Origin of the sequence: Serratia sp. CY27727, from assembly GCF_052169275.1 — a bacterium.
Lineage (GTDB): Bacteria > Pseudomonadota > Gammaproteobacteria > Enterobacterales > Enterobacteriaceae > Serratia > Serratia sarumanii.
In genome coordinates this window covers 50,497-75,002 of sequence record NZ_JBJNLB010000008.1, presented here as the reverse complement: position 1 = coordinate 75,002, position 24,506 = coordinate 50,497, and the positions used below count along the sequence as shown (strand labels likewise).

At 59.6% G+C, this 24,506-nt stretch carries 25 protein-coding genes and 1 tRNA gene; 10 read left to right on the top strand and 16 right to left on the bottom strand.

Annotated features, from left to right (window positions below; genetic code table 11):
• Positions 1-42: 42 nt before the first annotated feature.
• The gene (locus ACJ8HB_RS18455; RefSeq protein ID WP_033635814.1) at positions 43-720 is read right to left on the bottom strand and encodes a hydrolase; all 678 of its coding nucleotides are present in this window, start codon (positions 718-720) and stop codon (positions 43-45) included.
• A 248-nt stretch (positions 721-968) separates the two neighbouring features.
• Between ACJ8HB_RS18455 and ACJ8HB_RS18450 the strand changes: the two genes are divergently transcribed.
• The 7 genes from ACJ8HB_RS18450 to ACJ8HB_RS18420 all read left to right on the top strand — a co-directional run bounded on the left by ACJ8HB_RS18450 (position 969) and on the right by ACJ8HB_RS18420 (position 7,718).
• Positions 969-1,856 (top strand): LysR substrate-binding domain-containing protein, encoded by an 888-nt coding sequence (locus tag ACJ8HB_RS18450; RefSeq protein WP_072270408.1) that lies wholly within the window; start codon positions 969-971, stop codon positions 1,854-1,856.
• A gap of 119 nt (positions 1,857-1,975) precedes the next feature.
• Entirely contained in the window at positions 1,976-2,545 is a 570-nt protein-coding gene (locus ACJ8HB_RS18445; RefSeq protein ID WP_033654076.1) for an HdeD family acid-resistance protein, read from the top strand.
• Positions 2,546-2,680: 135 nt separating this feature from the next.
• Entirely contained in the window at positions 2,681-3,019 is a 339-nt protein-coding gene (locus ACJ8HB_RS18440) for a hypothetical protein (protein ID WP_033654075.1), read from the top strand.
• Positions 3,020-3,278: 259 nt separating this feature from the next.
• Positions 3,279-3,893, top strand: a complete 615-nt coding sequence (locus ACJ8HB_RS18435) for a 2OG-Fe dioxygenase family protein (protein ID WP_223182037.1) — start codon at positions 3,279-3,281, stop codon at positions 3,891-3,893.
• Positions 3,890-5,122 carry a cysteine desulfurase-like protein gene (locus tag ACJ8HB_RS18430; protein WP_047570666.1) on the top strand — a complete coding sequence of 411 codons (1,233 nt, stop codon included), beginning with the start codon at positions 3,890-3,892 and terminating at the stop codon, positions 5,120-5,122. Before ACJ8HB_RS18435 ends, ACJ8HB_RS18430 begins: the two co-directional genes overlap by 4 nt.
• 95 nt (positions 5,123-5,217) lie before the next feature.
• Positions 5,218-5,565 carry a hypothetical protein gene (locus ACJ8HB_RS18425; RefSeq protein WP_223307138.1) on the top strand — a complete coding sequence of 116 codons (348 nt, stop codon included), beginning with the start codon at positions 5,218-5,220 and terminating at the stop codon, positions 5,563-5,565.
• 155 nt (positions 5,566-5,720) lie between these two features.
• Complete coding sequence (locus ACJ8HB_RS18420) at positions 5,721-7,718, top strand: BCCT family transporter (protein ID WP_060428875.1); 1,998 nt, start codon at positions 5,721-5,723, stop codon at positions 7,716-7,718.
• A 166-nt stretch (positions 7,719-7,884) separates the two neighbouring features.
• Here ACJ8HB_RS18420 and ACJ8HB_RS18415 read toward each other — a convergent pair.
• The 6 genes from ACJ8HB_RS18415 to xerD all read right to left on the bottom strand — a co-directional run bounded on the left by ACJ8HB_RS18415 (position 7,885) and on the right by xerD (position 14,279).
• Positions 7,885-7,958: transfer RNA gene (locus ACJ8HB_RS18415), tRNA-Gly, on the bottom strand.
• Positions 7,959-8,104: 146 nt separating this feature from the next.
• Positions 8,105-9,622 (bottom strand): lysine--tRNA ligase, encoded by a 1,518-nt coding sequence (gene lysS / locus ACJ8HB_RS18410; protein WP_094860048.1) that lies wholly within the window; start codon positions 9,620-9,622, stop codon positions 8,105-8,107.
• A 9-nt stretch (positions 9,623-9,631) separates the two neighbouring features.
• Positions 9,632-10,730 (bottom strand): peptide chain release factor 2 gene (prfB, locus tag ACJ8HB_RS18405; protein WP_096242572.1). Its coding sequence is split into 2 segments (ribosomal slippage): positions 9,632-10,654 and positions 10,656-10,730, totalling 1,098 coding nucleotides; the frame shifts between segments, so codons are not numbered across the junction.
• Positions 10,731-10,896: 166 nt separating this feature from the next.
• Positions 10,897-12,630 (bottom strand): single-stranded-DNA-specific exonuclease RecJ, encoded by a 1,734-nt coding sequence (gene recJ, locus ACJ8HB_RS18400; RefSeq protein ID WP_047570661.1) that lies wholly within the window; start codon positions 12,628-12,630, stop codon positions 10,897-10,899.
• A gap of 6 nt (positions 12,631-12,636) precedes the next feature.
• Positions 12,637-13,353, bottom strand: a complete 717-nt coding sequence (dsbC, locus tag ACJ8HB_RS18395; RefSeq protein ID WP_033635824.1) for a bifunctional protein-disulfide isomerase/oxidoreductase DsbC — start codon at positions 13,351-13,353, stop codon at positions 12,637-12,639.
• 26 nt (positions 13,354-13,379) lie between these two features.
• Positions 13,380-14,279, bottom strand: coding sequence for a site-specific tyrosine recombinase XerD (gene xerD / locus ACJ8HB_RS18390; protein WP_033638574.1), 900 nt, complete (start codon positions 14,277-14,279; stop codon positions 13,380-13,382).
• A 106-nt stretch (positions 14,280-14,385) separates the two neighbouring features.
• On the opposite strand from xerD, the gene fldB reads away from it, so the two are divergent.
• The gene (gene fldB / locus ACJ8HB_RS18385) at positions 14,386-14,904 is read left to right on the top strand and encodes a flavodoxin FldB (RefSeq protein WP_004931683.1); all 519 of its coding nucleotides are present in this window, start codon (positions 14,386-14,388) and stop codon (positions 14,902-14,904) included.
• 37 nt (positions 14,905-14,941) lie between these two features.
• Here fldB and creD read toward each other — a convergent pair whose 3' ends face one another.
• The 5 genes from creD to sdhE form a co-directional block, all read right to left on the bottom strand.
• Positions 14,942-16,306: a cell envelope integrity protein CreD gene (gene creD, locus ACJ8HB_RS18380; protein WP_047570659.1), complete on the bottom strand. Its 1,365-nt coding sequence runs from the start codon at positions 16,304-16,306 to the stop codon at positions 14,942-14,944.
• 80 nt (positions 16,307-16,386) lie between these two features.
• Positions 16,387-17,805 carry a two-component system sensor histidine kinase CreC gene (creC, locus tag ACJ8HB_RS18375; protein ID WP_047570657.1) on the bottom strand — a complete coding sequence of 473 codons (1,419 nt, stop codon included), beginning with the start codon at positions 17,803-17,805 and terminating at the stop codon, positions 16,387-16,389.
• Positions 17,802-18,497 (bottom strand): two-component system response regulator CreB, encoded by a 696-nt coding sequence (gene creB / locus ACJ8HB_RS18370; protein WP_047570655.1) that lies wholly within the window; start codon positions 18,495-18,497, stop codon positions 17,802-17,804. Before creB ends, creC begins: the two co-directional genes overlap by 4 nt.
• A complete protein-coding gene (locus ACJ8HB_RS18365) occupies positions 18,497-18,919 on the bottom strand; it encodes a protein YgfX (RefSeq protein WP_047570653.1) in 423 nt (140 codons plus the stop codon). The genes creB and ACJ8HB_RS18365 overlap by 1 nt, the downstream gene beginning before the upstream one ends.
• Complete coding sequence (sdhE, locus tag ACJ8HB_RS18360; RefSeq protein WP_004931679.1) at positions 18,900-19,166, bottom strand: FAD assembly factor SdhE; 267 nt, start codon at positions 19,164-19,166, stop codon at positions 18,900-18,902. Before sdhE ends, ACJ8HB_RS18365 begins: the two co-directional genes overlap by 20 nt.
• A 320-nt stretch (positions 19,167-19,486) precedes the next feature.
• Between sdhE and ygfZ the strand changes: the two genes are divergently transcribed.
• Positions 19,487-20,479, top strand: coding sequence for a tRNA-modifying protein YgfZ (gene ygfZ, locus ACJ8HB_RS18355; protein WP_047570651.1), 993 nt, complete (start codon positions 19,487-19,489; stop codon positions 20,477-20,479).
• A 38-nt stretch (positions 20,480-20,517) separates the two neighbouring features.
• Here ygfZ and ACJ8HB_RS18350 read toward each other — a convergent pair whose 3' ends face one another.
• Together ACJ8HB_RS18350 and trhA are read right to left on the bottom strand one after the other, a co-directional pair.
• Entirely contained in the window at positions 20,518-21,015 is a 498-nt protein-coding gene (locus ACJ8HB_RS18350; protein WP_033649451.1) for a DUF2165 family protein, read from the bottom strand.
• A gap of 150 nt (positions 21,016-21,165) precedes the next feature.
• Entirely contained in the window at positions 21,166-21,840 is a 675-nt protein-coding gene (gene trhA, locus ACJ8HB_RS18345; protein ID WP_033639467.1) for a PAQR family membrane homeostasis protein TrhA, read from the bottom strand.
• Between the two features lie 183 nt (positions 21,841-22,023).
• Here trhA and ACJ8HB_RS18340 point away from each other — a divergent pair, with 183 nt between their 5' ends.
• Positions 22,024-22,632, top strand: coding sequence for an HD domain-containing protein (locus ACJ8HB_RS18340; protein WP_047570649.1), 609 nt, complete (start codon positions 22,024-22,026; stop codon positions 22,630-22,632).
• A 40-nt stretch (positions 22,633-22,672) separates the two neighbouring features.
• Here the strand turns inward: ACJ8HB_RS18340 and rbsK are convergent, their stop codons facing one another.
• Positions 22,673-23,599 carry a ribokinase gene (rbsK, locus tag ACJ8HB_RS18335; RefSeq protein WP_038871218.1) on the bottom strand — a complete coding sequence of 309 codons (927 nt, stop codon included), beginning with the start codon at positions 23,597-23,599 and terminating at the stop codon, positions 22,673-22,675.
• Positions 23,596-24,504: an allose kinase gene (gene alsK / locus ACJ8HB_RS18330; protein ID WP_047570647.1), complete on the bottom strand. Its 909-nt coding sequence runs from the start codon at positions 24,502-24,504 to the stop codon at positions 23,596-23,598. The genes rbsK and alsK overlap by 4 nt, the downstream gene beginning before the upstream one ends.
• Between the last annotated feature and the right edge of the window lie 2 nt (positions 24,505-24,506).

Here is a 24,506-nt window from a genome sequence, read left to right as displayed (position 1 = left end):
GCCCTCAGGCGCCAAGCGAAAAACGAGCAGGCAAAGGACGTTTCAACGCTGCGAGTCCAGGATCTCGTTTTTCTTAATCACATCCTGCGCTTTGTTGTAGCTTTCAATCAGCAAGCGATAGTTCGGGAAGATTAAGGTGTACACGTCTGCCCATTCAGCCGCATCCGCGCGATTCCAGGTTTGCTGAATTTCCGACGCGACGGCGGCGGTATCCATCGGCACCGCCCCGGCTTGCACCACGCGAGCCAAGGTGATTTCCTGAGCCATCTTGGAATAGGTGCCGGAGGCATCAACCACGGCAAACACCTGATAACCGGCGTCAATTGCGCTGATCGCCGGGAAAGCCATACAAACGCTGGTGATCGTACCTGCGATGATCAACTGTTTTTTGCCCGTGGCTTTCACCGCCGCAACGAAATCCGGGTTATCCCAGGCGTTTATCTGTCCGGTGCGAGCGACATACTGCGCATGGGGCGCACTTTCGTGGATTTCCGGAATCAATGGCCCATTTGGCCCCTGCGGCACGGAAGCGGTAGTAATGACAGGCATTTTCGCCAGAGTGGCGATTTTGGCGAGCGCTGTCGCATAGCGGCGCAGATCAGGCATGGGCATATCACCGATCGTTTGAAACAAACCGCTTTGATGGTCGATAAGCAGCATTGCCGCATCGGCAGGGTTAATCACCGGGCGTTGATTATTAAAGTTGGCTGGAGAGCTCATATATCCTCACTTATTCATCCTGAAACCTTGTGGCGATTTTTTAAGCGCCGGTCGGCGGCTAACTCGTCGTAACGACCAGAGATATTTCAACGCGTCCGGCGCCATATCATCAAATTCTGATGGTTTGAAGCATTTCAAATATTTACCATGCAATGAAATCTTCACTTTTCAAACTAGCAATGAATCGACAGGATAAACAGTAATGAAATTGGGAATAAGTATTTCACCAATGGGAAGGTCAGATTTGTATGATAGATTTCAATGAAATGTTTATGTTTGCCAAAGTGGTTGAATGTGGTGGTTTTCTTGCCGCCAGCAAGAAATTCGGCATATCAAAATCCATGCTGTCCAGAAAAATATCCAATCTTGAAAAGAGGCTTAACGTCAGGTTAATTCAACGTTCAACCCGAAAAATAATGATTACCGATATCGGAAAGGAATATTATCGCTACTGTATAAAAATGCTCACCGCCGCTGAAGAGGCGGATAATTTCATTATTAATAAAATCGAAAAACCCACGGGAAAAATAAGGATAACATGTTCAAACATGCTTATTGATCTTGGCTTGCCAGCTATTTTAACCAAGTTCATGTTGCAGTACCCCGAGGTCAGTCTGCATGTAAAGATATTCAACAGAGATGTTGATATCATTGCCGAAGGGTATGATATCTCATTAAAAATTGTCACCGACGTGCCCAAAAACAGCAATCTGGTTATGCGGACCATTTGCACCATACCTTCTGCATTTATGGTGAGCGCATCAGCATTCGACAAATATGCTTTAAGCAAACCTGCGGATTTATCGAAAGTGCCCACGCTTGGCTGGCTGTCTTCACACATCCAGGCTACCTGGACATTTCGTCAAGCCAAGCGCGAGATCAAAATCAACAGCGATCCATGCCTGGTGTGCGACGATATTCGCCTGATAAAAGATGCCTTGGTGGGCGGCGTCGGCGTTGGTTTTTTGCCGCTGGCGCTGGCGGAGCAAGAGTTGATGGCAGGAAGCCTGAAAACCGTTTTCGACGATTGGTCTGTGGAGGCGCATAAAATTGTCGCCATTTACCCCACCCGACAAGGCCTGCCTCCCGCTGTCAGAGTATTAATTGATTTCATTGTTGATGAATTCAATGGATAGCAGGCGATTTTTCAACCCATTACTGCCGCGGCATTTTCTCTTATATCCCCAATGGCGACTATGCTAGTAATCGACAGTCATAGATTTCAGGATCGTAATACGCAAAATGGAGAACTATCATGTTGAACCTCGACCGCAATAATCTGCCCCTCCTGAGCGAAGAACTGCTCAAAAAGCAACGCACTACCCTGCTGATCATCGCCTTCCTGCTGCTGGCGGGCGGCATACTGTGCCTGGTCAATCCTTTCGCCTCCGGCGCGGCGCTGAGCATCGTGGTCGGCATCCTGCTGCTGCTGAGCGGCGCCGGGCTGATTATCGCCATGATCGCCAACCGGGCGCAGAATACCTGGCCGATGATCGGCGGCATTTTGCTGGGTGTGGCCTACCTGATTATCGGCTATGTGTTCATCGCCAGCCCGCTGGCGGGCATTCTGGCGCTGGCGGTGTACCTCGCCGTGCTGTTCGCGCTCGGCGGTATCGCGCGCCTGGCGGCGGGCTACATGCGCCGCGGGCTGCCGGGCAACTGGCTGCAGTTCGTTATCGGCGTGCTTGATTTGATCATCGCCTGGATGCTGATCGGCTCAGGCCCGGCGGCGTCGGTCACGCTGGTGACGGCGATCGTCGGCATCGAGATGCTGGTCAGCTCCTTTGCGCTGTTCCAGGCGGCGAATCTGTTTAAACGCGCCTGACGTTACCGGCCCGCCGCCGCGGGCCTCATCGCTTTAGTTGTTTGCAGATAAAACAAGGCGATACCCCCTCTGCTTGTCCGTGGTTATCTTCATCGGTAAGTGCCAATATAGGCGCAGACAAGGGAGCTGAAACCGATGACAACCCATTCCAACCCGTTGAACTCGCGGGAAGTCTGCCTGCAATTACGCCACTTCAATCAGGTAATCGGGCAACAATGCCGCAATATGGCGCGCCAAAAAACCACCTGTCCATGCTGCCTGACGGACATCGCCACCGGCTGCGACGCCGGTATCAAACTGTGTGGTCAGCAGTTGGCCAGACCCAACCCGCAAACCCCGTTATTCCGGCAGATTCGCAACTTGCTGCTCGACCTGCGCGCAGAAGCGATAGGGGTTCACAGAATAGACGTCCTGAACCGCACCAATAACGAAATATCCTGGCTGCTGCGCGAGCTGTATTTCGAGACGTTCTAAACATAAGGGCCGCGCGCTCATCGCTTCATACCTGTCGGTGCGGGCAAGCTGCCGCGCCGTTTCATCGTAGAGCCCGCCGACTTTTCGCTACTTTATCTCTCCGCGTTCACCCCACTTTACGACCGCCGTCACACCTCGCCACCGCCAAATTGCGTTGGTTATAGAGTCGTCTACAATTCAATCGAATTACCCCCTACAACATCAGAAATTATTATTATTAGAGGTGATTATGTTACAGAAACACGAAAACGTAATAAGTATGACTGTACTAAGCCCGCAAGCCACCCAACAACTGATGCCTTCGTTTTCCTCCTTGCCCCACACGCAACACGCCGACGGCAAATATCGCCTGCGCCGTTATTCGGTCGTTAAATACCTCAACCCCAACGTCGCCGAAGTGGGGCCACGCACCTTCATGCAGTCCGATCAGATCAACCACTTCCAGGGCAACGTGGTGCGCCGCTTCGAGCCTATCGACAGCGCCGTACTGCAGAGCGCCGGCATGGCGGAGATGTGCAACCTGTTTGCAGAAAGCAACGAGCTGCCGGAAGGCGCCGAGATTGAGATCCATCAGATGCGCGTGGTCGCCATTGAGAAAGACACCCAGGTGGCGCCGGAAGGCATTCACCAGGACGGTTTCGACCATATCGCGATGATCGCCATTCACCGGCACAACATCGTCGGCGGTGAAATCATGCTGTACGACGACAGCCACCACGATCCCTTCTTTAAAAAAGCGCTGGCGGACGGTGAGGCCGTGCTGCTGGCGGACAGCAAACTGTGGCACAACGCCACGCCGATCAACGCCGTGAACCCAACTGAGGAAGGCCATTTGGATCTCTTCGTCCTCACCGCGCGGGGAGAGAAAGCATGACCTTTACGCCCGAGCTCGCCCGACGCCAGTTCAGCGCCCTGTCTCAGCAAATCGACGGCAAACCGGCGATCTTTTTCGACGGCCCCGGTGGAGCGCAGGTTTCACGGGGCGTGCTGGAAAAAATGACGGACTACCTGGGGAAATACAACGCCAACCTGGGCGGCCACTACTTCTCCAGCCGGGTCACCGGCGAGGTGATGGGCCAGGCGCGAGAATCGGTGCGCGCCTTGTTAAATGCGCCGTCGCCCGACAACATTGTCTTCGGCATGAACATGACCACGCTGACTTTCCATCTCAGCCGCATCATCAGCCGCGACTGGCAGGCCGGCGATGAGGTCATCGTCACCGCGCTCGATCACTACGCCAACGTCTCCAGCTGGCAGCAGGCTGCCGCCGACAAAGGAGCCATGGTGCATCAGATACCGCTGGAGAACGCAGACTGTTCTCTCGACGCCGCAAAGGTGTGTGAACGCATCAACGCCAACACTCGCCTGGTGGCGGTCAGCTACGCCTCCAACGTCACCGGCAGCATCGTCGATATCAAAACCATCGTCGAAGCCGCGCATCGGGTCGGCGCGCAGGTGTATGTCGACGCCGTGCACTATGCGCCGCATAACCTGATTGACGTGCAGGCGCTGGGCTGTGATTTCCTGGTGTGCTCCGCCTACAAGTTCTTTGGCCCGCACGTCGGCATGGCCTACCTTGCGCCGCAGTGGTTGCAACGCCTGCGGCCATATAAAGTCGAGCCGGCCACCGACGTCGGCCCCGGCCGTTTCGAGACCGGCACGCAAAGCTTCGAGGCGCTGGCCGGCGTCGCGGCGGCGATCGACTATCTGGCGCAGTGGGGCACGCCCGGCGCGCCGTTAAGGCAGCGCTTGCAGGAGAGTTTCGCCGCCTACCACCAGCATGAAGAGGCGCTGTGCCGTCACTTTTTGCAACGGCTGCAGCAACTCGACGGCGTGCGGCTCTACGGCCATTCACAGGCGGACAGCGCGCGCCGCACGCCAACCTTCGCCCTGACCTTCAGCGGCCAGACGCCTGACGCAATCGCCCGTCATCTCGGGCAGCACAACATCTGCGCCGGCAGCGGGCATTTCTATGCGCTGGGCCTGATCCAGCAGTTGGGGTTACAGGACGGCGGCGTGCTGCGCATCGGCATGATGCACTACAACACCCAGAGTGAAATAGACACGCTGTTTAAAGTGATCGCCGAAGATATCCTCAGTTAACTCGCCACATCGGCCCGCTCACCTTATTGAGCGGGCCATCGCGGCACGCTGGGGGTAGAATCAAGGGGATTTTATTTTAGAAATGGATTTTTACTTTGCGAAAATATGCAGTTATCGCCGCCGCGTTGATGATGTCTTCCTGCGCCACGCCGGAGAAATGGGAAGCGCAAACGGCAACCCCAACGCCCCTTGAAGCGGCCAGAACAAGCTGCCAGCAGGCAGCCGAACAGCGCTATCCCGTGAATCTGTCTTTACGCGCCAGCTCACCGGCCTTCTCCTCCATAACTATCAACGGCACGGAGATCCCCAACGCCGGTGGCGGCGTCTTTCCCTCGGACAGCAATGCAATGCGCAGAACAGAACACGTTAATGCCTGCATGAAATTGGAAGGATGGGAAAATAAAAATAAGGTGACGGGGTTATTGGCATTTTTATTTAACTAACGGCAACACGGAATAACTCGGAATTACCGCACTCAGGCAGCGGTAATTCCGCCCTATTGACCGACACCGACAGCCTGACTATTTTGCTACGATATAACAGGTTACACCTCTCCTCCATTCAGGGCGATAATCAAACAAATGGAATAAATCAATTTATGAGTGAGAAAGACACCCCCCTAAAAAAGCCGCAAAGCCATATCAACAAAGCGGTATTCTTCACCTCTGCAGTCCTCATTTTTCTTCTGGTCGCGTTCGCCGCCTTTTTCCCCGACGTCGCTGACAAGAACTTCAAACTTCTGCAGCAACAAATCTTCACCAACGCCAGCTGGTTTTATATTTTGGCCGTGGCGCTGATTTTGCTCAGCGTGACGTTTCTGGGGCTTTCCCGCTACGGCGACATCAAACTCGGCCCCGATCATGCGCAACCCGATTTTCGCTACCACTCATGGTTTGCCATGCTGTTTTCAGCGGGGATGGGCATCGGCCTGATGTTCTTCGGCGTGGCAGAACCGGTTATGCACTATCTTTCGCCGCCGGTCGGCACGCCCGAGAGCGTCGAGGCGGCCAAACAGGCCATGCGCCTGACCTTTTTCCACTGGGGGCTGCACGCCTGGGCGATCTACGCCATCGTGGCGTTGATTCTGGCCTTCTTCAGCTATCGGCATGGCCTGCCGTTGACCCTGCGCTCTGCGCTTTATCCGATCATCGGCGACCGCATTTATGGCCCTATCGGCCACGCCGTCGATATCTTCGCGGTCATCGGCACCGTATTCGGGGTCGCGACCTCGCTGGGTTATGGCGTGTTGCAGGTCAACGCCGGGCTTAACCACCTGTTTGGCGTGCCGATCAACGAAACCGTTCAGGTGATATTGATCGTGGTGATTACCGGGCTGGCCACCATTTCCGTGGTTTCAGGGCTGGAGAAAGGCATACGCTTTCTGTCGGAGCTGAACCTTGGCCTGGCGCTGTTGCTCCTGGCCTTGGTCTTGCTGTTGGGGCCAACCGTTCTGCTGTTGAAATCCTTTGTGGAAAATACCGGCGGCTATCTGTCCGAGTTGGTCAGCAAGACGTTCAACCTGTATGCCTATGAGCCGAAATCCAGCAACTGGTTAGGCGGATGGACGCTGCTCTATTGGGGGTGGTGGCTCTCCTGGTCGCCTTTCGTCGGTATGTTCATCGCACGAGTTTCCCGCGGCCGAACCATCCGCGAATTTGTCACGGGCGTGCTGTTCGTCCCGGCCGGCTTCACCCTCATGTGGATGACGGTGTTCGGCAACAGCGCCATTTACCTCATCATGGAAAAGGGCGCGACAGACCTCGCCGCTACGGTACAGCAAGACGTGGCGCTGGCGTTGTTTAACTTCCTGGAGCATTTCCCGTTCTCCAGCGTGCTTTCGTTTATCGCCATGGCGATGGTTATCGTCTTTTTCGTCACCTCCGCCGATTCCGGCGCCATGGTCGTGGATACGCTGGCTTCGGGCGGCTCCAGCAACACGCCGGTTTGGCAACGCATTTTCTGGGCGTCGCTGATGGGCATCGTCGCCATCGCCTTGCTGATCGCCGGGGGGCTCAGCGCGCTGCAAACCGTCACCATCGCCAGCGCATTGCCGTTCTCGGCCATCTTGCTGGTCTCCATCTACGGCTTGCTTAAGGCGCTGCGTCGCGATCTGACCAAGCGCGACAGCCAAAATATGGCCACCATCGCCCCCACCGCCGCCCGCAACCCCATTCCCTGGCAGCGCAGGCTGCGCAATATCGCCTATCTGCCAAAACGCTCGCTGGTTAAGCGCTTTATGGATGAGGTCATCCAGCCTGCCATGACGCTGGTGCAGGAAGAGCTGAGTAAACAAAACACGCTCAGCAGCATCAACGCCACTGCGGAAGACCGCATTCGTTTCGAGGTCGATTTGGGCGATGAGCTTAACTTTATCTATGAAGTCAGACTGCGCGGCTACAGTTCGCCGACGTTCGCTCTGGCCGGGCTGGATAACGATGAACAGCAAGCCGAGCAGCACAAGTATTATCGCGCGGAGATCTACCTGAAAGAAGGCGGCCAAAACTACGATGTCATGGGCTGGAACCAGGAGCAGTTGATCAACGATATTCTTGACCAGTACGAGAAACACCTGCATTTCTTGCATCTGGTTCGCTAGAGAGCGACATGCCGTCCCCCGGGGCGGCATTTTTTTGCCCCGCTTTCTTCACCACAGTGCTGATGATGCGGTTGGAATGGCGGACAAACAGAAACAGCGCTTTATGAGCAAAGGATTGGTTCGGGATAACGTTTCGAAGAATCAGGATGTTTTCAAGAGGGAGTGCTGGAGCGGGTGAAGGGAATCGAACCCTCGTATGCAGCTTGGGAAGCTGCCGTTCTACCATTGAACTACACCCGCATCGGTGTGCGACAGGCATTATAACCGGTTATCGGCGGCGGGCAAGCGGAGATGGCGCGTAACTGTCGATGTTTTAAGCGGTTAAGTCCGGTGGGCAAAAAAAACCGGCGCAGTTGCCTGCACCGGTGGTTGCACGCTAAACGGAATTATTTCTGCGGGCGCATCGCCGGGAACAGAATCACGTCGCGGATGGTGTGGCTGTTGGTGAACAGCATCACCATGCGGTCGATACCGATGCCCAGACCGGCGGTCGGCGGCAGGCCGTGCTCCAGCGCGGTGACGTAGTCTTCGTCGTAGAACATCGCTTCGTCGTCGCCGGCGTCTTTGGCGTTCACCTGATCGGCGAAGCGCTGCGCCTGGTCTTCGGCGTCGTTCAGCTCGGAGAAGCCGTTGCCGATTTCACGGCCGCCGATGAAGAACTCGAAGCGGTCGGTGATTTCCGGGTTGACGTCGTTGCGGCGCGCCAGAGGCGACACTTCAGCCGGGTACTCGGTGATGAAGGTCGGCTGAATCAGATGGCTTTCCGCCACTTCTTCGAAGATCTCGGTCACGACGCGGCCCAGACCCCAGCTCTTCTCAACCTTGATGCCGATGGATTCGGCGATGGCTACCGCTTTGCCCATGTCGGCCAGGTCAGCCAGATCGGTTTCCGGACGGTATTTCTTGATCGCCTCGGTCATGCTCAGCTTCTCGAACGGCTTGCCGAAGTCGAACACTTCGTCTCCGTACTGCACCTGAGAGGTGCCCAGCACTTTCTCGGTCAGGGTGCGGAACAGCGTCTCGGTCAGCTCGATCAGGTCTTTGTAATCCGCGTAAGCCATGTAGAGTTCCATCATGGTGAACTCTGGGTTGTGACGCGGAGAAACGCCTTCGTTGCGGAAGTTGCGGTTGATTTCGAACACGCGCTCAAAGCCACCAACCACCAGACGCTTCAGATACAGTTCCGGCGCGATGCGCAGGTACATATCGATATCCAGCGCGTTGTGGTGGGTGATGAACGGACGCGCGGACGCACCGCCCGGGATCACCTGCATCATCGGGGTTTCGACTTCCATGAAGCCGCGTTCCACCATGAAGTTACGGATAGCCGACATCACCTGAGAACGCACCTTGAAGGTGTTGCGCGATTCTTCGTTGGCGATCAGGTCCAGGTAACGCTGGCGGTAACGGGTTTCCTGATCCGCCAGGCCGTGGAATTTGTCCGGCAGCGGGCGCAGCGCTTTGGTCAGCAGACGCAGCTCGGTGCAGTGGATCGACAGTTCGCCGGTCTTGGTTTTGAACAGCTTGCCGCGTGCGCCGAGAATATCGCCCAGGTCCCACTTCTTGAACTGGTCGTTGTACACGCCTTCAGCCAGATCGTCGCGCGCGACGTACAGCTGGATGCGGCCACCCACGTCCTGCAGCGTGACGAAGGATGCCTTGCCCATAATGCGGCGGGTCATCATGCGGCCGGCGACGGTCACCTCTACGCCCAGCGCTTCCAGCTCTTCGTTGTCTTTATCGCCGTACGCGGCGTGCAGTTTGTCGGAGGTGGAGTCACGACGGAAGTCGTTCGGGAACGCAATGCCGTTCTCGCGCAGGCCGGCCAGTTTCTCGCGGCGGGACTGCAGTTCGTTATTGAGATCCAGCGCCTGATCGGCGCCCTGTACTTGTTGTTCAGACATTTCTATTCCTCATAACCCGGCTTTCAAACTTGCCTCAATGAATTTATCCAGGTCGCCATCCAGTACGGCCTGCGTGTTACGCGTTTCGACGTTGGTGCGCAAATCCTTGATGCGGGAGTCATCCAGCACGTAAGAGCGGATTTGGCTGCCCCAGCCGATGTCGGACTTGTTGTCTTCCATCGTCTGCTTATCAGCATTTTTCTTTTGCATCTCAAACTCGTACAGCTTGGCTCGCAGCTGTTTAAACGCTTGATCCTTGTTCTTATGCTGAGAACGATCGTTCTGGCACTGCACCACGATGTTGGTTGGCAGGTGAGTAATACGTACGGCGGATTCGGTTTTGTTGACGTGCTGACCGCCCGCACCGGAGGCGCGGTACACGTCGATACGCAGATCCGCCGGGTTGATTTCGATATCGATATCGTCGTCGACTTCCGGGTAGATGAACACCGAGCTGAACGAGGTGTGGCGACGGCCGCCGGAGTCGAACGGGCTCTTGCGCACCAGGCGGTGAACGCCGGTTTCAGTGCGCAACCAGCCGAACGCGTAATCGCCGATGATCTTGATGGTGGCAGATTTCAGGCCCGCGACGTCGCCGTCGGACTCTTCGATCACTTCGGTCTTGAAGCCCTTGGCTTCGGCCCAGCGCAGGTACATGCGCAGCAGCATGCTGGCCCAGTCCTGCGCTTCGGTGCCGCCGGAGCCGGCCTGGATATCCAGATAGCAGTCGGCGCTGTCGTATTCGCCGGAGAACATGCGGCGGAATTCCAACTGATCCAGCTTGCTCATCAGTTGATCCAGCTCGGCGACCGCTTCGTTGAAGGTCTCTTCATCGTCGGCTTCCACCGCCAGTTCCAGCAGCCCGCCGACGTCTTCACCGCCCTGCTCCAGCTGATCGATGGTTTCAACGATGGCTTCCAGCGCGGCGCGCTCTTTGCCGAGCGCCTGTGCGCGCTCCGGCTCGTTCCAAACGTCCGGCTGCTCCAGCTCGGCGTTGACTTCTTCTAGGCGTTCCTTCTTGGCATCATAGTCAAAGATACCCCCTAAGAACCGCAGTCCGCTCGGACAGGTCCTGAATTCGGTTTTTTACCGGGTTAATTTCAAACATGGTTTCGTTCTTTTACGTTGATGTCGTCGATGGCGGAATGCCATTGGAACCGCTAATTCTAACGGATCCGGGCGGCAGTTTATAGCGAGTTGGTCAGTTTTTGTGGCGATCGGGAAGGATGCGGGGGATTGGAGAGCCCAATCCCCGAATTGTGTTCAATTTCGTCTCAGCGCGGCCAAAGATGCTGGATCAGCAGCTGCACGTTGCGGTTGCCGCGAAACTCGTTGACGTCGAGCTTGTAGGCCAGTTCGACCTCGCGCACGCTGCTGTCCGGCCACAGCGTGGTGTCCACGTTGAATGCGATGCCGTCGAGCAGCGGGCCGCCGCCGAGCGGCTCCACCATCAGCTTCAGGTGTTTCTCGCCCACCAGCCGCTGCTGCAGGATGCGGAACTTGCCGTCGAAGGTCGGTTCCGGAAACGCCTGCCCCCACGGGCCGCCCTCACGCAGCAGCTCCGCCGTCGTCAGCGACAGCTCCTGCATCGCCAGCTCGCCGTCAGACCAGATCACCCCTTCCAGCATCGCCGGATCGAGCCATTCCCCCACCAGCTCGCCGAAGCGCTGGCGGAACTCGTCGAACCTAGCCTCTTCCAGCGACAGCCCGGCCGCCATCGCGTGGCCGCCGAACTTCATCATCAGGCCGGGGTTCAGCATATCCAGCCGCTCCAGCGCGTCGCGCATGTGCAGGCCAGGCACCGAACGGCCGGAGCCTTTCAGGATGCCGTCGCCCGCCGGCGCGAACGCGATCACCGGGCGGTGGAAACGCTCTTTGATACGTGAGGCGAGGATACCCACCACGCCCTGGTGCCATTCCGGGTGATACATCGCCAGCCCGTAAGGCAGCTCGGTGCTGGTGCGCTCCAACTGGTCGCACAGCTGCAGGGCTTCCACCTGCATGCCCTGCTCTATCTCCCGTCGCGTCTGGTTCAACGCGTCGAGATCGTTGGCCAGCATGCGCGCCTGCGCAATATCGTCGCTCAGCAGCAGCGCCACGCCGATCGACATGTCGTCCAGCCTGCCGGCGGCGTTGAGACGCGGGCCGAGGGCGAAACCGAGATCGTTGGCCGCCAGCTGGCGGGCATCGCGGTTGGCCACCTCAAGCAGCGCGCGGATGCCCGGTCGGCATTTGCCGGCACGGATGCGGTTTAACCCCTGATACACCAGAATGCGGTTGTTGGCGTCCAGCGGCACCACGTCGGCCACGGTGCCAAGCGCCACCAGATCCAGCAGTTCCGCCAGATTGGGCATCGCCAGCGCGCGCTGTTCGAACCAGCCGCTGTCCCGCAGCCGGGCGCGCAGCGCCAACATCAGGTAGAACGCGACGCCCACCCCGGCCAGCGATTTGGACGGGAAACCGCAGCCGCGCAAATTAGGATTGACGATCGCTTCGGCCGCCGGCAGGGTCTCGCCCGGCAGGTGGTGATCGGTCACCAACACCTGCATGCCCTTGGCGTGCGCCACGTCGACGCCGGCGTGGGAGGAGATGCCGTTATCGACGGTGACGATCAGCTCCGCACCGCGCGCCGCCGCCTGCTCCACCACTTCGGGGCTCAGGCCGTAGCCGTCTTCAAAGCGGTTCGGCACCAGGTAGTCGACGCTGGCGCCGCCCATGCTGCGCAGCGCCAGCACCGTCAGTGCGGTGCTGGTGGCGCCGTCGGCGTCGAAATCGCCCACCACCATGATGCGGCGGCCGTAGGCCAGCGCCTGTTGCAGCAGGCTGACGGCGGCGTCGATGCCGTCCAGCTGTTGCCAGGGCAGCATGCCCTTGACGCCGCGTTCCAACTCCTGCTCAGCCTGCACGCCGCGCAGGGCGTAAAGCCGGCGCAGCAGCGGTGGCAAACTGGCGGGCAGATGCGTGTCGTCCGCCGCCGGGCGGCGACGTAGTTGCGTTTTGATACTCACCGGCGATTAACCACCGGCTTTGGTGGCGGCCTGGTGCGCATCCAGCATGGCGGCCATCTCTTTCGGCCCCTGATAGCCCGGGATCATCATGCCGTTTTCCAGGATGATCGCCGGCGTGCCCTGAATGCCGAACTGCACGCCCAGCTCGTAATGCTTGCTGATGTCGGTTTTGCAGGTCGCCGGAGAAACGGCATCGCCCTTCATGGCGGCGTCGAACGCCTTGGCCTTGTCTGCGGTGCACCAGATCGACTGCATGTCTTTCTCAGCCTGGGAGGCCAGCCCCTGGCGCGGGAACGCCAGGTAGCGCACGGTGATGCCCAGATCGTTGTACTCTTTCATCTGCTGGTGCAGCTTGTGGCAGTAACCGCAGGTGATGTCGGTGAACACGGTGATCACGTGTTTCTCTTTCGGCGCCTTGTAGACGATCATCTGATCTTTCAGCGCGTCCATCTTGCTGCCCAGCAGTTGGTTGGTCACGTTGACCGGCTCTTTGCCGCTGACGTCGAACAGCGGGCCCTGCAGGATATGCTTGCCGTCTTCGGAGGCGTACAGCACGCCGCTGTCGGTCAGCACGGTTTTCAGTCCATTGACCGGTGAAGGCTGCACGTCCGCCTGCTGGATGCCCAGGCTGGCGAGCGCTTTTTTGATCGCCGCGTCATCGGCATGGGCGGCGCTGGTCACCGAAGCCACCAGCAGTGAGAGCAGCATTAAACCTTTTTTCATTGTTCCAATCCTTTCGAACCCGCCGCTCAGGCGCGCGGGTGATGCTGTTGATGTAGCTGTTTCAGTCGTTCGGTCGCTACATGAGTATAAATTTGCGTGGTCGAGAGATCGCTGTGCCCTAACAACATCTGTACGACACGGAGATCGGCCCCATGGTTCAGCAAATGGGTGGCGAACGCGTGCCGCAACACGTGCGGCGACAGACGCTCGCTGTCGATGCCCGCAAGGATGGCATAGTGTTTGATGCGATGCCAGAACGTCTGTCGGGTCATTTGCTGGCAGCGGGTGCTGGGGAACAGCACATCCAGCGTCTGGCCGTTGACCAGCCACGGGCGGCCGTGCTCCAGATAATTTTCGATCCAGTAGACCGCCTCTTCGCCCAGCGGTACCAGCCGCTCCTTGTTGCCCTTGCCGATCACCCGCACCACGCCCTGCCGCAGGCTGACGTCGCTGATGCTCAGCCCCACCAGTTCGGAAACCCGCAGCCCGGTGGCGTACAACACTTCGAGCATCGCCTTGTCGCGCAGCTCCAGCGGCTGATCGACGCAGGGCGCCTGCAGCAGCGCATCGACCTGCGCCTCGCTCAGATCCTTCGGCAAACGCTGCGGCAGCTTGGGAGACGCCAACTGCGCGGTGGGATCGTCGGCGCGCAGCTTTTCGCGGTACAGGTACTGAAACAGGCGGCGCATGGCGCTCAGCAAACGCGCGGAGCTGGTGGCCTTGTAGCCGCCGTCCACCCGCTCGGCGAGAAACGCCTGCAGATCCAACGCCTGCGCCTGCAGCAAGGCGGTGTTTTGCTGGCCAAGCCAGGTGCCCAGCGCCTGCAAATCCAGCCGGTAGGAGGCCAGCGTATTTTCCGCCAGATTGCGCTCAAGCCACAGCGCATCCAGGAATTGTTCAATCAGCGCATGGTCTTGCTGTTGCACGCGGTCCTCTCTTTGTTGCATTTCCACCCGCGCCATTATGCCTTAAGCCGACGCAAATCAGGTATACTCGCTGCAATTCTCTAAACGGCAACGTAACGGTTTACACATGAAGATTGGTCTGTTTTACGGCTCCAGCACCTGCTACACCGAGATGGCGGCAGAAAAAATCCGTGAGATTCTGGGTGAAGACCTGGTCGACCTGCACAACCTGAAAGACGTCTCTCCCAAGCTGATGGAGGACTATTCCATACTGATCCTCGGCATCCCGACCTGGGATTTCGGCGAACTGCAGGAAGACTGGGAAGCGATCTGGCCGCAGCTGGCGGCGCTGGATCTGAAAGGCAAAATCGTCGCCATGTACGGCATGGGCGATCAGCTCGGGTACGGTGAGTGGTTCCTCGATGCGCTGGGCATGCTGCACGATCACATCGCGCCGCTGGGCGTGCAGTTCATCGGCTTCTGGCCAACCGAGGGCTTCGAGTTCACCAGCCCCAAACCGCTGAGCGCCGACGGCAAACACTTCGTCGGCCTGGCGCTCGATGAGGTCAATCAATACGATCTGAGCGAAGAGCGCCTGCAGCAATGGTGCGAGCAGATCCTGCTGGAAATGGAGCCGCTGCTGTAGCCGCTATCGGGCGCTCAACGCGCCCGATTTCCCCCGCTTATTTCCACAGACGGAAGCGTGGTTCGTCTTCGCCGGCCGGCGTCTCCTTTGCCAGACGTGCCGGATCGGCCACCTGATACCAGTCCAACTTGCGCGTCAACAGCATAATGCCCGCCAGAATGGCGAACAGCAGCCCCGCCCCCAGCACCAACGCATTGTCCTCCGACTGCAGCAGCAAATAGAGCACGCCGTACAACAGCAATAGGCTCGCGGCGAACAGCGCACCGCGCAGCTTGCCGCGCAGCACGGCGCTCAGGTAGAAGCCGATCAGTCCGCTACAGGCGATGCTGGCCGCCAGGTAAGCGAGAGCGAATCCCAGGTGTTCGGAGAAGGCCAGCAGAATCAGGTAGAACAACACCAGCGCCGCGCCGACCAGCAGGTATTGAATCGGGTGCACCCGCAGCCCGGTCAGGGTTTCGAACAGGAAAAACGCCATAAACGTCAGCCCGATAAACAGCAGCGCGTATTTGACCGCGCGCTCGGTCAACTGATAGTGATCGACCGGTTCGACCAGGTTGGCGCTGAAGGCCGGCAGCTTGTCCTCGTCGATAATGCCATCGTCGTAATGGAACGCACTGTTGATGTTGTTGGCGAACCAGGTGCTGCGCCAGCGAGCGCTAAACCCTTGCTCCGTCACCTTGCGTTCGTCCGGCAGGAAGTTGCCGAGGAAATTCGGGTGCGGCCAGTTGCTTTGCAGCTGCAGCTCGCTGCTGCGCCCCAGCGGCACCAGCGACAGGCTGCTGGTGCCCGCCAGCGTCAGGGTGAAGTCGGCGCTCAGCCCCGCTTTTTGTTGCAGCGCCGCCAGCGTCAGCGGTGCGTGGATCCCCTGGCGCAACGATCCCACGCCGGTGCCCGGCTCAAACGCCACCGGCTGCGGCGTTGCCAGCGGGGAAATGCTCTTGATGCCGCGAGAATCGCTCAGCGCCACCAGCAGGAACGGCTGGCCGACGGTCACGTTGGCGCGTTGCAAATCCGTTAGCTCCGGCTGGCCGAAACGCACCTTGAAATTCAGCGGCCCCTGGTAAACCTGCGTCTGATAAATGCCCAACTTGCGCACTTCCACATTCGGCGCCCCCTGCACCTGAAGCGACTCCGGCAGCAAATAGCGGTGATGCTGCACCCGCTGCACCACCGTTTGCCCTTTCTCGTCTTTTTTTTCTTCTCGTTCAACATAAGGAATGACAATCAACGGGCCGAGCACGCGCTGCGCCCCGCTGGTGCTTTCGCTCACCTGCCCGACCACGCTTTGCCGATAGCCGCTGCGTTCGTCGATCACGCTCATCAGTTGGGCGATGGGGATCAACATCACCACCATCAATCCCAGCAGCGTGGTTATTTTCCAGAAAAGTACCGATTTCATCATGCTCGCTCCTCGTAGGTAATGAGGCCACGATAAAACCCGCAGGTGAAATCAGAATGTGGTTATGTGAAGGGAAGGTGAAGTCACAGCGATAACATGAAGGTCGCTTCCACCCCGTGCGGCCGGCGGTTGCGCAGGTGAATGCCGCCATGATGCAGACGGGCGACCTCCTGCACGAAGTTCAGCCCCAGCCCGCTGCTTTTTGGCCGTTCGGCGCGCGGCAACGAATAAAAGCGCTCGAACACCTTATCGAACGCATAGTCAGGAATGCCGCTGCCGTCGTCGCAAACGCTGATGCAGTAATGCTGTTCCCGCCGTTCGCCTCGCACGCTGACGCAACCGCCCGGCGGGGTAAAGTCGATCGCGTTGTCCAGCAGGTTGGTCAGCGCCTGGCTGATCAGCAACGCATCGCCGTTCAGCGTCACCTCCACCAGCGCCTCCAGCCGCAACCTGACGCCGCGCTGCGTCGCCTGCGCCTCTTTGCACGCCACCGTCTGGTCGATCAACGCCGCGATCGCGATGGGCGCCGTCTCCATTTCTGGCCGGCTCTCCAGCCGCGCCTGCACCAGCAGTTTATCCACCAGTTGTTGGATGCGCGCGCTTTGCTGCTCAATGTTGGTGAGAAAACGCCGAGCGGTTTCCGGCGGCGGCAGCTCCTGCAACAGCTCCGCCGCGCCTCTGATCGCCGCCAGCGGGCTTTTCAGCTCATGCGTCAGGGCATGCGCATATTGTTCGATATAGGCTTTGCCTTCCAGCTTCAGGCGCATGCTCTCCAACGCCTGCGCCAGCTGGGTCAGTTCCCGGCCGCCCACTTTGGGCAATGGCGCATTTTCGCCCTGCGCCACCCCGTCGGCATAACGCACCAGCCGGCCTATCGACCGGTTGATCCACCAGACGAACACCGCCCCGATCAGCAGCGCGATCCCCAGCAGCAACGCGCCGGCCCAAAGAATGCGCCGTTCGCTGCGCTTGATCACCGGCGCCATGGTGCTGTTGGGTTTACCCACGGTGAGCACGCCGATAATGCGCCCTTGTTCTATCACCGGCGCGGCCACATACATCACCGAACTGTTTTCATCCTGCGGGTCGCTGCGGGTGCTGCGGGCGCCGTACTGGCCGCGCAGCGTCCGATAAACGTCATTCCAACGCGAATAGTCCTGCCCCTGCGCGCGGCCGGCGGAATCGAAGATGACCCGGCCCTGGGCATCGGTAAGATAGACGTGATATTCACTGCGATCCTTGCGGATGCCGGAAATGTTGGCGCCGATCGGCCGCTGATTCAGCTGCGTAAACGCCTGCGCCAGTTGGCCATGCGCCGCATCGCCGCGCTGCATGTCCTGACGGGCGATCTGCGCCAACAGGTTGGCGGTGTCCACCAGCGTGCCTTCGGTAGCGCGCCGCACGCCGGGCTTCACTTCCTGGACGAAAATGCTCAGCACGAAGTACCCGGCCACCGCTACGATCAGAAAATACCCCAGCAGCAGGCGCAGGCCAATTTTCATGGCTGGCGGCTCACGCTGTAGCCCAATCCGCGGTGGGTGTGGATGGGCGGCTCACCGGGTTCCACCGCACGCAGCTTGGCGCGCAGCGTTTTGATGTGGGTATCGACGGTGCGATCCAGGCTTTCTTCCGCCTGCGCCCAAACGCTTTCCATCAGTTGCTGCCGCGAGAACACCCGTCCGGGCGCCAACAGCAGCGTCTTCAGCAGCAGGTATTCGTAACGGGTCAGCGACAGCGGCCGCTGATGGTAGGAGATGGTGGCCGCGTCTTCGTCGAGCGCGAAAGCGCCGAAATGGTAGGGCGCGCTCTGCTGCAGGCGCTGCTGCTTGTGCAGGCGACGCAAAATGGTGCGCACCCGCGCGCTGACCTCGCGAGGAGAGAACGGCTTGGCGACATAGTCGTCGGCGCCGATCTCCAGCCCGATCAGGCGATCCACTTCATCACTGCGGGCGGTGAGAAACAGAATCGGCAGGTCGGCCGCCTGAGCCAGCAGGCGGCGACACAATTCAAAGCCGTTGATATCCGGCAAACCGACATCGAGGATAGCGAGCGCGGGCGCGCCTTGCGCCAGCGCCTGCAACGCCGGTTCCGCGCGTTCGAACCAGCGCACCTCGAAGCCTTCGCTCTCCAGCGTGTAAACCAGCGTATCGGCAATGCTGGGTTCATCCTCCACCAACCAGAGTACGGGTTTCATCAGGGATCCTCGCCGTCACCCGCCGGCGGATACAACAACAGCTGCCGCAGGTGGCGCCACTCCTCTTTGCTCATGCAGTCGGAAGCCAGCCACAGCCGGCGGCGCTTTTTGCCCTCCATCGGCAGCAGCGTCAGCAGCATGCCGTAACCCGGCATCCACGGTTTTTTCGCCAGCCGCCACTCGCGGCCGTGCCAGCTGAAGCGCCGGTCCGCCAGCAGCCGCAGCTCGCCCTGCGCCGCGGCGATGCGCTTCTGGCTGCGAATGCACTGAAACACCACCAGCGTCAGCAGCACCAGCCAGAGCGGGCCAAAACCTTCCGGCCAGGGCGAAATCAGGATCAGCAGGATCAACACGCCGTGGCTCAACAGTGAAAACAGCTGGGTGCGCCAGGAAATGCGGATATCACATCGCCACTGGGCCACGGTCTTTATTTCGCGTTTGGATCAGGGTCACCATTCTCTGCAGCTCGCCGTCCTGCGGCGCGCCATGATTCATCAGCCAGTTGAACAAATCGGGATCGTCGCACTCCAGCAGGCGGATAAACAGCGCCTTGTCCGCGTCATTCAGGCTGTCGTATTCGTACTCGAAGAACGGCATGATGGAGATGTCCAGCTCGCGCATGCCACGGCGGCAAGCCCAGTGAATACGTGCTTTGTTGTTAATATCCATGTTGTTATGACTCACCTCTTTTCAGCGCGGCAGCGCCAGCGCAGGGTTCAAATGACACACTGTATGGCAACGCCGTCGCAATATAATTCCATCAGCCGGGGATCTGTCTGCAAGGGTGCCCAGGCCGCAAGCCTATAGAGTAACAATTTGACATACACACCGGGAAGGCGCTTTGCTGCGGAAAGCGTAATAAAGCGCAAAATGCCAAAAAAAGCGCACCCCGGCGCCGCGGCGCGAATAACAGTTTGCAAAGCCCGCCGCCTCTTTTACCATGGGTTCAATACCCTTCAGGTAAGCTAAACGTTGAGCAGGAACTTACTATGGCGCATAACATTCCATTCCCACCCCGTCAGCCCTCCGCTTCCACCCATCTGCCCCTGACGCTGATCTCGCTGGAAGATTGGGCGCTGGTGACGCTGAACGGGCCGGACACGGTGAAATATCTCCAGGGCCAGGTGACGGCGGACATCGACGCGCTGGCGGCCGATCAACACGTGCTGTGCGCCCACTGCGACGCCAAGGGCAAAATGTGGAGCAACCTGCGTCTGTTCCACCGTGGCGAAGGCTTCGCCTATCTGGAACGCCGCAGCGTGCTGGACAGCCAGCTGGCGGAAATCAAAAAATACGCGGTGTTCTCCAAAGTCACCATCGCCGCCGATAACGACGCGGTGTTGCTGGGCGTCGCCGGTTTCCAGGCGCGCGCCGCGCTGGCGGATCTGTTCGCCACGCTGCCGAGCGCCGAGCACCCGGTAGTGCAGGACGGCGAGACCACGCTCCTGCACTTCAATGCGCCGGCGGAACGTTTTCTGCTGGTGACCCGCCCCGCCGTGGCCGAACAGCTGATCGGCAAACTGCATGACCAGGCGGAACTGAACGACAGCAGCCAGTGGCTGGCGCTGGAGATCGAGGCCGGTTATCCGGTTATCGACGCCGCCAACAGCGCGCAGCTGATCCCGCAGGCCACCAACCTGCAGGCGCTGGAAGGCATCAGCTTCAGTAAAGGCTGCTATACCGGTCAGGAGATGGTGGCGCGCGCCAAATTCCGCGGCGCCAACAAGCGTGCGCTCTACTGGCTGGAAGGTAAGGCGGCCCGCGCCCCGCAGGCGGCGGAAGATTTGGAGCTGCAGTTGGGTGAAAACTGGCGCCGCACCGGCACCGTGCTGGCGTCGAGCCAACTGGCCGACGGCAGGCTGTGGGTGCAGGTGGTGATGAACAACGATTTGGACGCCGACAGCAAGCTGCGGGTGCGCGAGGATGCCGCCAGCCAGCTGGCGATCAAACCGCTACCGTATTCGCTGGCCGAAGAGAAATAATCCGTCGGCCGTAGGCGCCCAGCCTGCGGCCGTCTTCGTTACTCGTCCAACTCCCCGTCGCGCTGCACCAGATAAATCAGCACCAGAATGATGGTGACGAAGAAGCGAAACGCATCGGGCACGCCGTTCCACTGTTTCGACATCCACATGCCAAACCACTCGCCCCCAATCGACATAAAGCCGACCTGCCAGGTGAGGAAGCCCAGCGTCAGCCCCACTACCGCCAGCTTTTTCCTGCCGTTGAAAGCTTTAGCGGGCAGTTTCAGGCCGCACAGCAAGCGCAGGCCGCCGATCCAGCACAGCAGCGCGGTCAGGCTCTCCAGCGCAATGATGAAGATATAGCCGGCGTGATGCAGCCACGGCGTTTGTATCGAACGGTAGCCGATGGTGGCGTCGGGGAAAATGGTGTCCATCATAAAGACGTGGCGCACGAAGGCGAAGTTGGAGCCGTAATCGGTGATATTGCCGAAGGCCACCAGCGAAGCGAACAAAGCGATAGCGCAGACCAGCAGCGCTTTGGATAAGCGAACGATCATCGTGATGAGTCCTGAACAAAGTTTAGAGAAAGAGTATGCGGGCTCAGAAATGAAAGAACGGGCTTGCTGGATACCCGAAAGAAGCAAGCGCCTCTTTTTTAAAACAAAAGAGGCGCCCGTTCAATACGCATTCAGACGTAGCGATAACGTTTAGACGTAGAGGTAGATCGCCATGAAATGGCAGGCGCTGCCGCCGAGCACGAAGGCGTGCCAGATGGCGTGGCCAAAGCGAATGCGCTTGGAGGCGTAGAAAATCACGCCGAGGGTATAGACCACCCCGCCAATCGCCAGCAGCGTGACGCCGCCGGCCTCCAGCCGAGTAACCAGCTGATAAATCACGATCAGCGACAGCCAGCCCATCGTCAGGTAGGTTACCAGCGACAGGGCTTCAAAACGGTGAGCGAAGGCCAGCTTGAACAGCACCCCCAGCAGCGCCAATCCCCAGATTACCGCCATCAGGCCCTTCGCCAGTGGCGAATCCAGCCCCACCAGCAGAAACGGGGTGTAAGTCCCGGCAATCAGGAGATAAATGGCGCAGTGGTCAAATTTTTTCAGCCAATGCTTGGCCTTCTGATGCGGGATCGCATGGTACAGCGTGGAAGCGAGAAACAGCAGGATCATGCTGCCGCCGTACAGGCTGTAACTGGTGATGGCCGTCGCATCGGCGCCGGTATTCACCGCCTGCACCAGCAGCAACACCAGGCCGACGATACCGAACACCAGCCCGATGCCGTGGCTGATGCTGTTGGCGATCTCTTCCGCCCACGGATAAGCCGCAGCGACAATCTTATTGCTCCCGGCTTTCACTACGTCCGTTTTCCCCATAACGCGCAACCCCTCAAAATGCCCTGCTTTGTGCGAAATTAACGCAAAGCAGCTTAACTGAGAATAATTCCAGTGTACACGTGTACGCTAAAATAAAAATGTGAACGCGTGTAACCATCGAAATCGCCCGCCCGGTGGTCTACAATCGTCAGGCTTCAACCCACCCACCTTGAGGTTTACACCATGTCATCCGCTGTACCCGCGTTAGATTTCGGCACAATGACCCAGGTCATCCAGTTCCTGATGGAAATCGATAAGTTGAAAGGCGTGCAACGCCGCACCAAAGTGCTGGGCACCCAGCGCCAGGAAAACTCCGCCGAACACAGTTGGCACTTCGCCATCGCCGCCATGAGCCTGGCGCCCTACGCCGGTGCTGACGTAGACATTCAGCGCGTGATCCAGATGGCACTGCTGCATGACATTGTGGAAATCGACGCCGGCGACGTGCTGGTCTACGATCTGGCGGCCCGCGCGGCGATCCACGATCAGGAAGTGGCGGCGGCGCGCCGCCTGTTCGGCATGTTGCCGGAGGCTCAGCGCGAGTATTTCACCGCTTTATGGCAAGAATATGAAGATGGCGAAAGCGCCGATGCACGCTTCGCCTTGCTGCTGGATCGCACCATGCCGATGCTGATGAACCTGCACAATGAAGGCCAGAGCTGGGTGGAAAACGGCATCAGCCTGGAGCAGGTGCTGGCGCGCAATGCATCGATCGCCGACGTGCACCCCGAGCTGTGGCACCACATGGAGCAACACCTGCGGGATGCGCAGCGCAAAGGCTGGTTGAAGTAAGTGAACCGGGCTGCCGCCTCTTCGCCGCAGCCCGTCAACGTCAAGCGAACGCCCGCTGGCGTTCCAACGCCTCCTCATAGCTCGGCATCGATCCCGCCGCCCCGGCGCGCTCCACGCAGACCGCCGCGTAAGCGGCGGCGAAGCGCACCGCATCGGCTAACGGCACCTGATTCGCCAGCTGCGCCGCCAGGGCGCCGTTAAACGCATCGCCCGCGCCGGTGGTGTCTTTCGGCTGCGCCGGAAACGCCGGGATCAGCTCGCTGTTTTCCCCGTCCGAGAACAACGCCCCCTGCGTGCCCAAGGTCACGATCAGTAAGCGAATGCCTTTGGCATGCAGCACCTGCGCCGCCTGGCGCGCCGAAGCCACATCCCGCACCGGCACGCCGGTCAGCAACGTACACTCGGTGGCGTTGGGCGTCAGCATATCGACCTGTGCCAGCAGGCTGTCCGGCACCGGCTGAAACGGCGCCGGGTTGAGAATGATGAACGTCTGCGCCTCGCGGGCGATGGCGATCACCTGCTCAATCGCCGGCAGATTGTTCTCCAGCTGGGTCAACAGAATATCCGCCGCCGCGATCGCCGGCCGGCACTGGCGCACCTCATCTTCGCTGACCGTCAGGTTGGCGCCAGGATCGACGGCGATCATGTTCTCCGCCTCCTCGCCGGCAACATAGATAAGCGCATTGCCGGTCGGGCAATCGCCGGTCGAGAACAGCGTCACCGCATCGAAACCGGCGGCGGCGAGATGGCGCCGGGCGAAGGTGCCGAAGTCGTCGCGCCCCACCTTGCCGATATAATGCACCCGCGCCCCGGCGCGCAGCGCGGCGGTGGCCTGGTTGGCCCCCTTACCGCCCGCCCCCATCATGCTGTTGCGGGCGATCAGCGATTCGCCGGGCTGCGGAAAGCGCGCCATGCCGGCGACGATATCCAGGTTGAACGAACCGAACACGCAGACTTTGCCTTTCATTGCGGGTACTCCCTGCTCAATTGGAGGTAGCGCCGGGCGGCCAGGCAGGCGCCTTTGCTGCCGGTTTCATCGGTCAGGCGGCTGACGGAGATCGCCAGCCCCTGCGCCGGCTGCGGCCCGCGCAGATGGCGGCGGATCTCGTGCTCCAGCTGCGCCAACGGGAAACCGCTCATGGCGATCACGCCGCCGCCCAGCATCAGTCGCTCTGGATCGAGCACGTTCATTTCGATGGCGATGGTCTGCGCCAATCGTTCGACGAAGCGCCGCAGATCCGGATGATCGCCGTGGCGTTCGAACAGCCGTTCGAACGGCGTTTGCGCCGCGTTGGCGCGCGCCCAGCCGGTCAGCCAGTGGCCGGAGGTCAGGCTCTCGACGCAGCCCCGTTTACCGCACGGGCACTCGCCCTGATGGCCCGGCCAGGGAATGTGCCCCAGCTCGCCGGCGGCGCCGTGCGCCCCGTGGTAAAAATCGCCGTTCAGCCACAGGCTGTTGCCCATGCCGGTGCCCAAATACAGCCCCACCGCCACCTGCGGCAGCGCCGGCAGCTGCTGCAAGTCCCACCACAGCAGGTGATTGACGTCTTTATCCATCCGCACCGGCAGCGCCAGCAAATCGGCCAACAGCGCCGCCACCGGCTGGGCATCCAGCGCCGGAATGAACGGCAGCGACAGCACCCGCGAGCGATCGCGGCTGAGGATCCCCGGCAGCCCAAGCATCACCTGCGCCACCTGCCGATCCTGGCAATGCCCGGCGATCAGGCGGCCCAACGCCACCAGCGGATCGGCCTGCCGTGCCCAATCGGCGGTCGCTATCTTGCGGTACCCGCTGAACTCGCCGTCATCATCCATCAACAGCAGGCGGGTGTTGGTGCCGCCGACGTCTACGCCAAGAAAATGCCGCATCATGT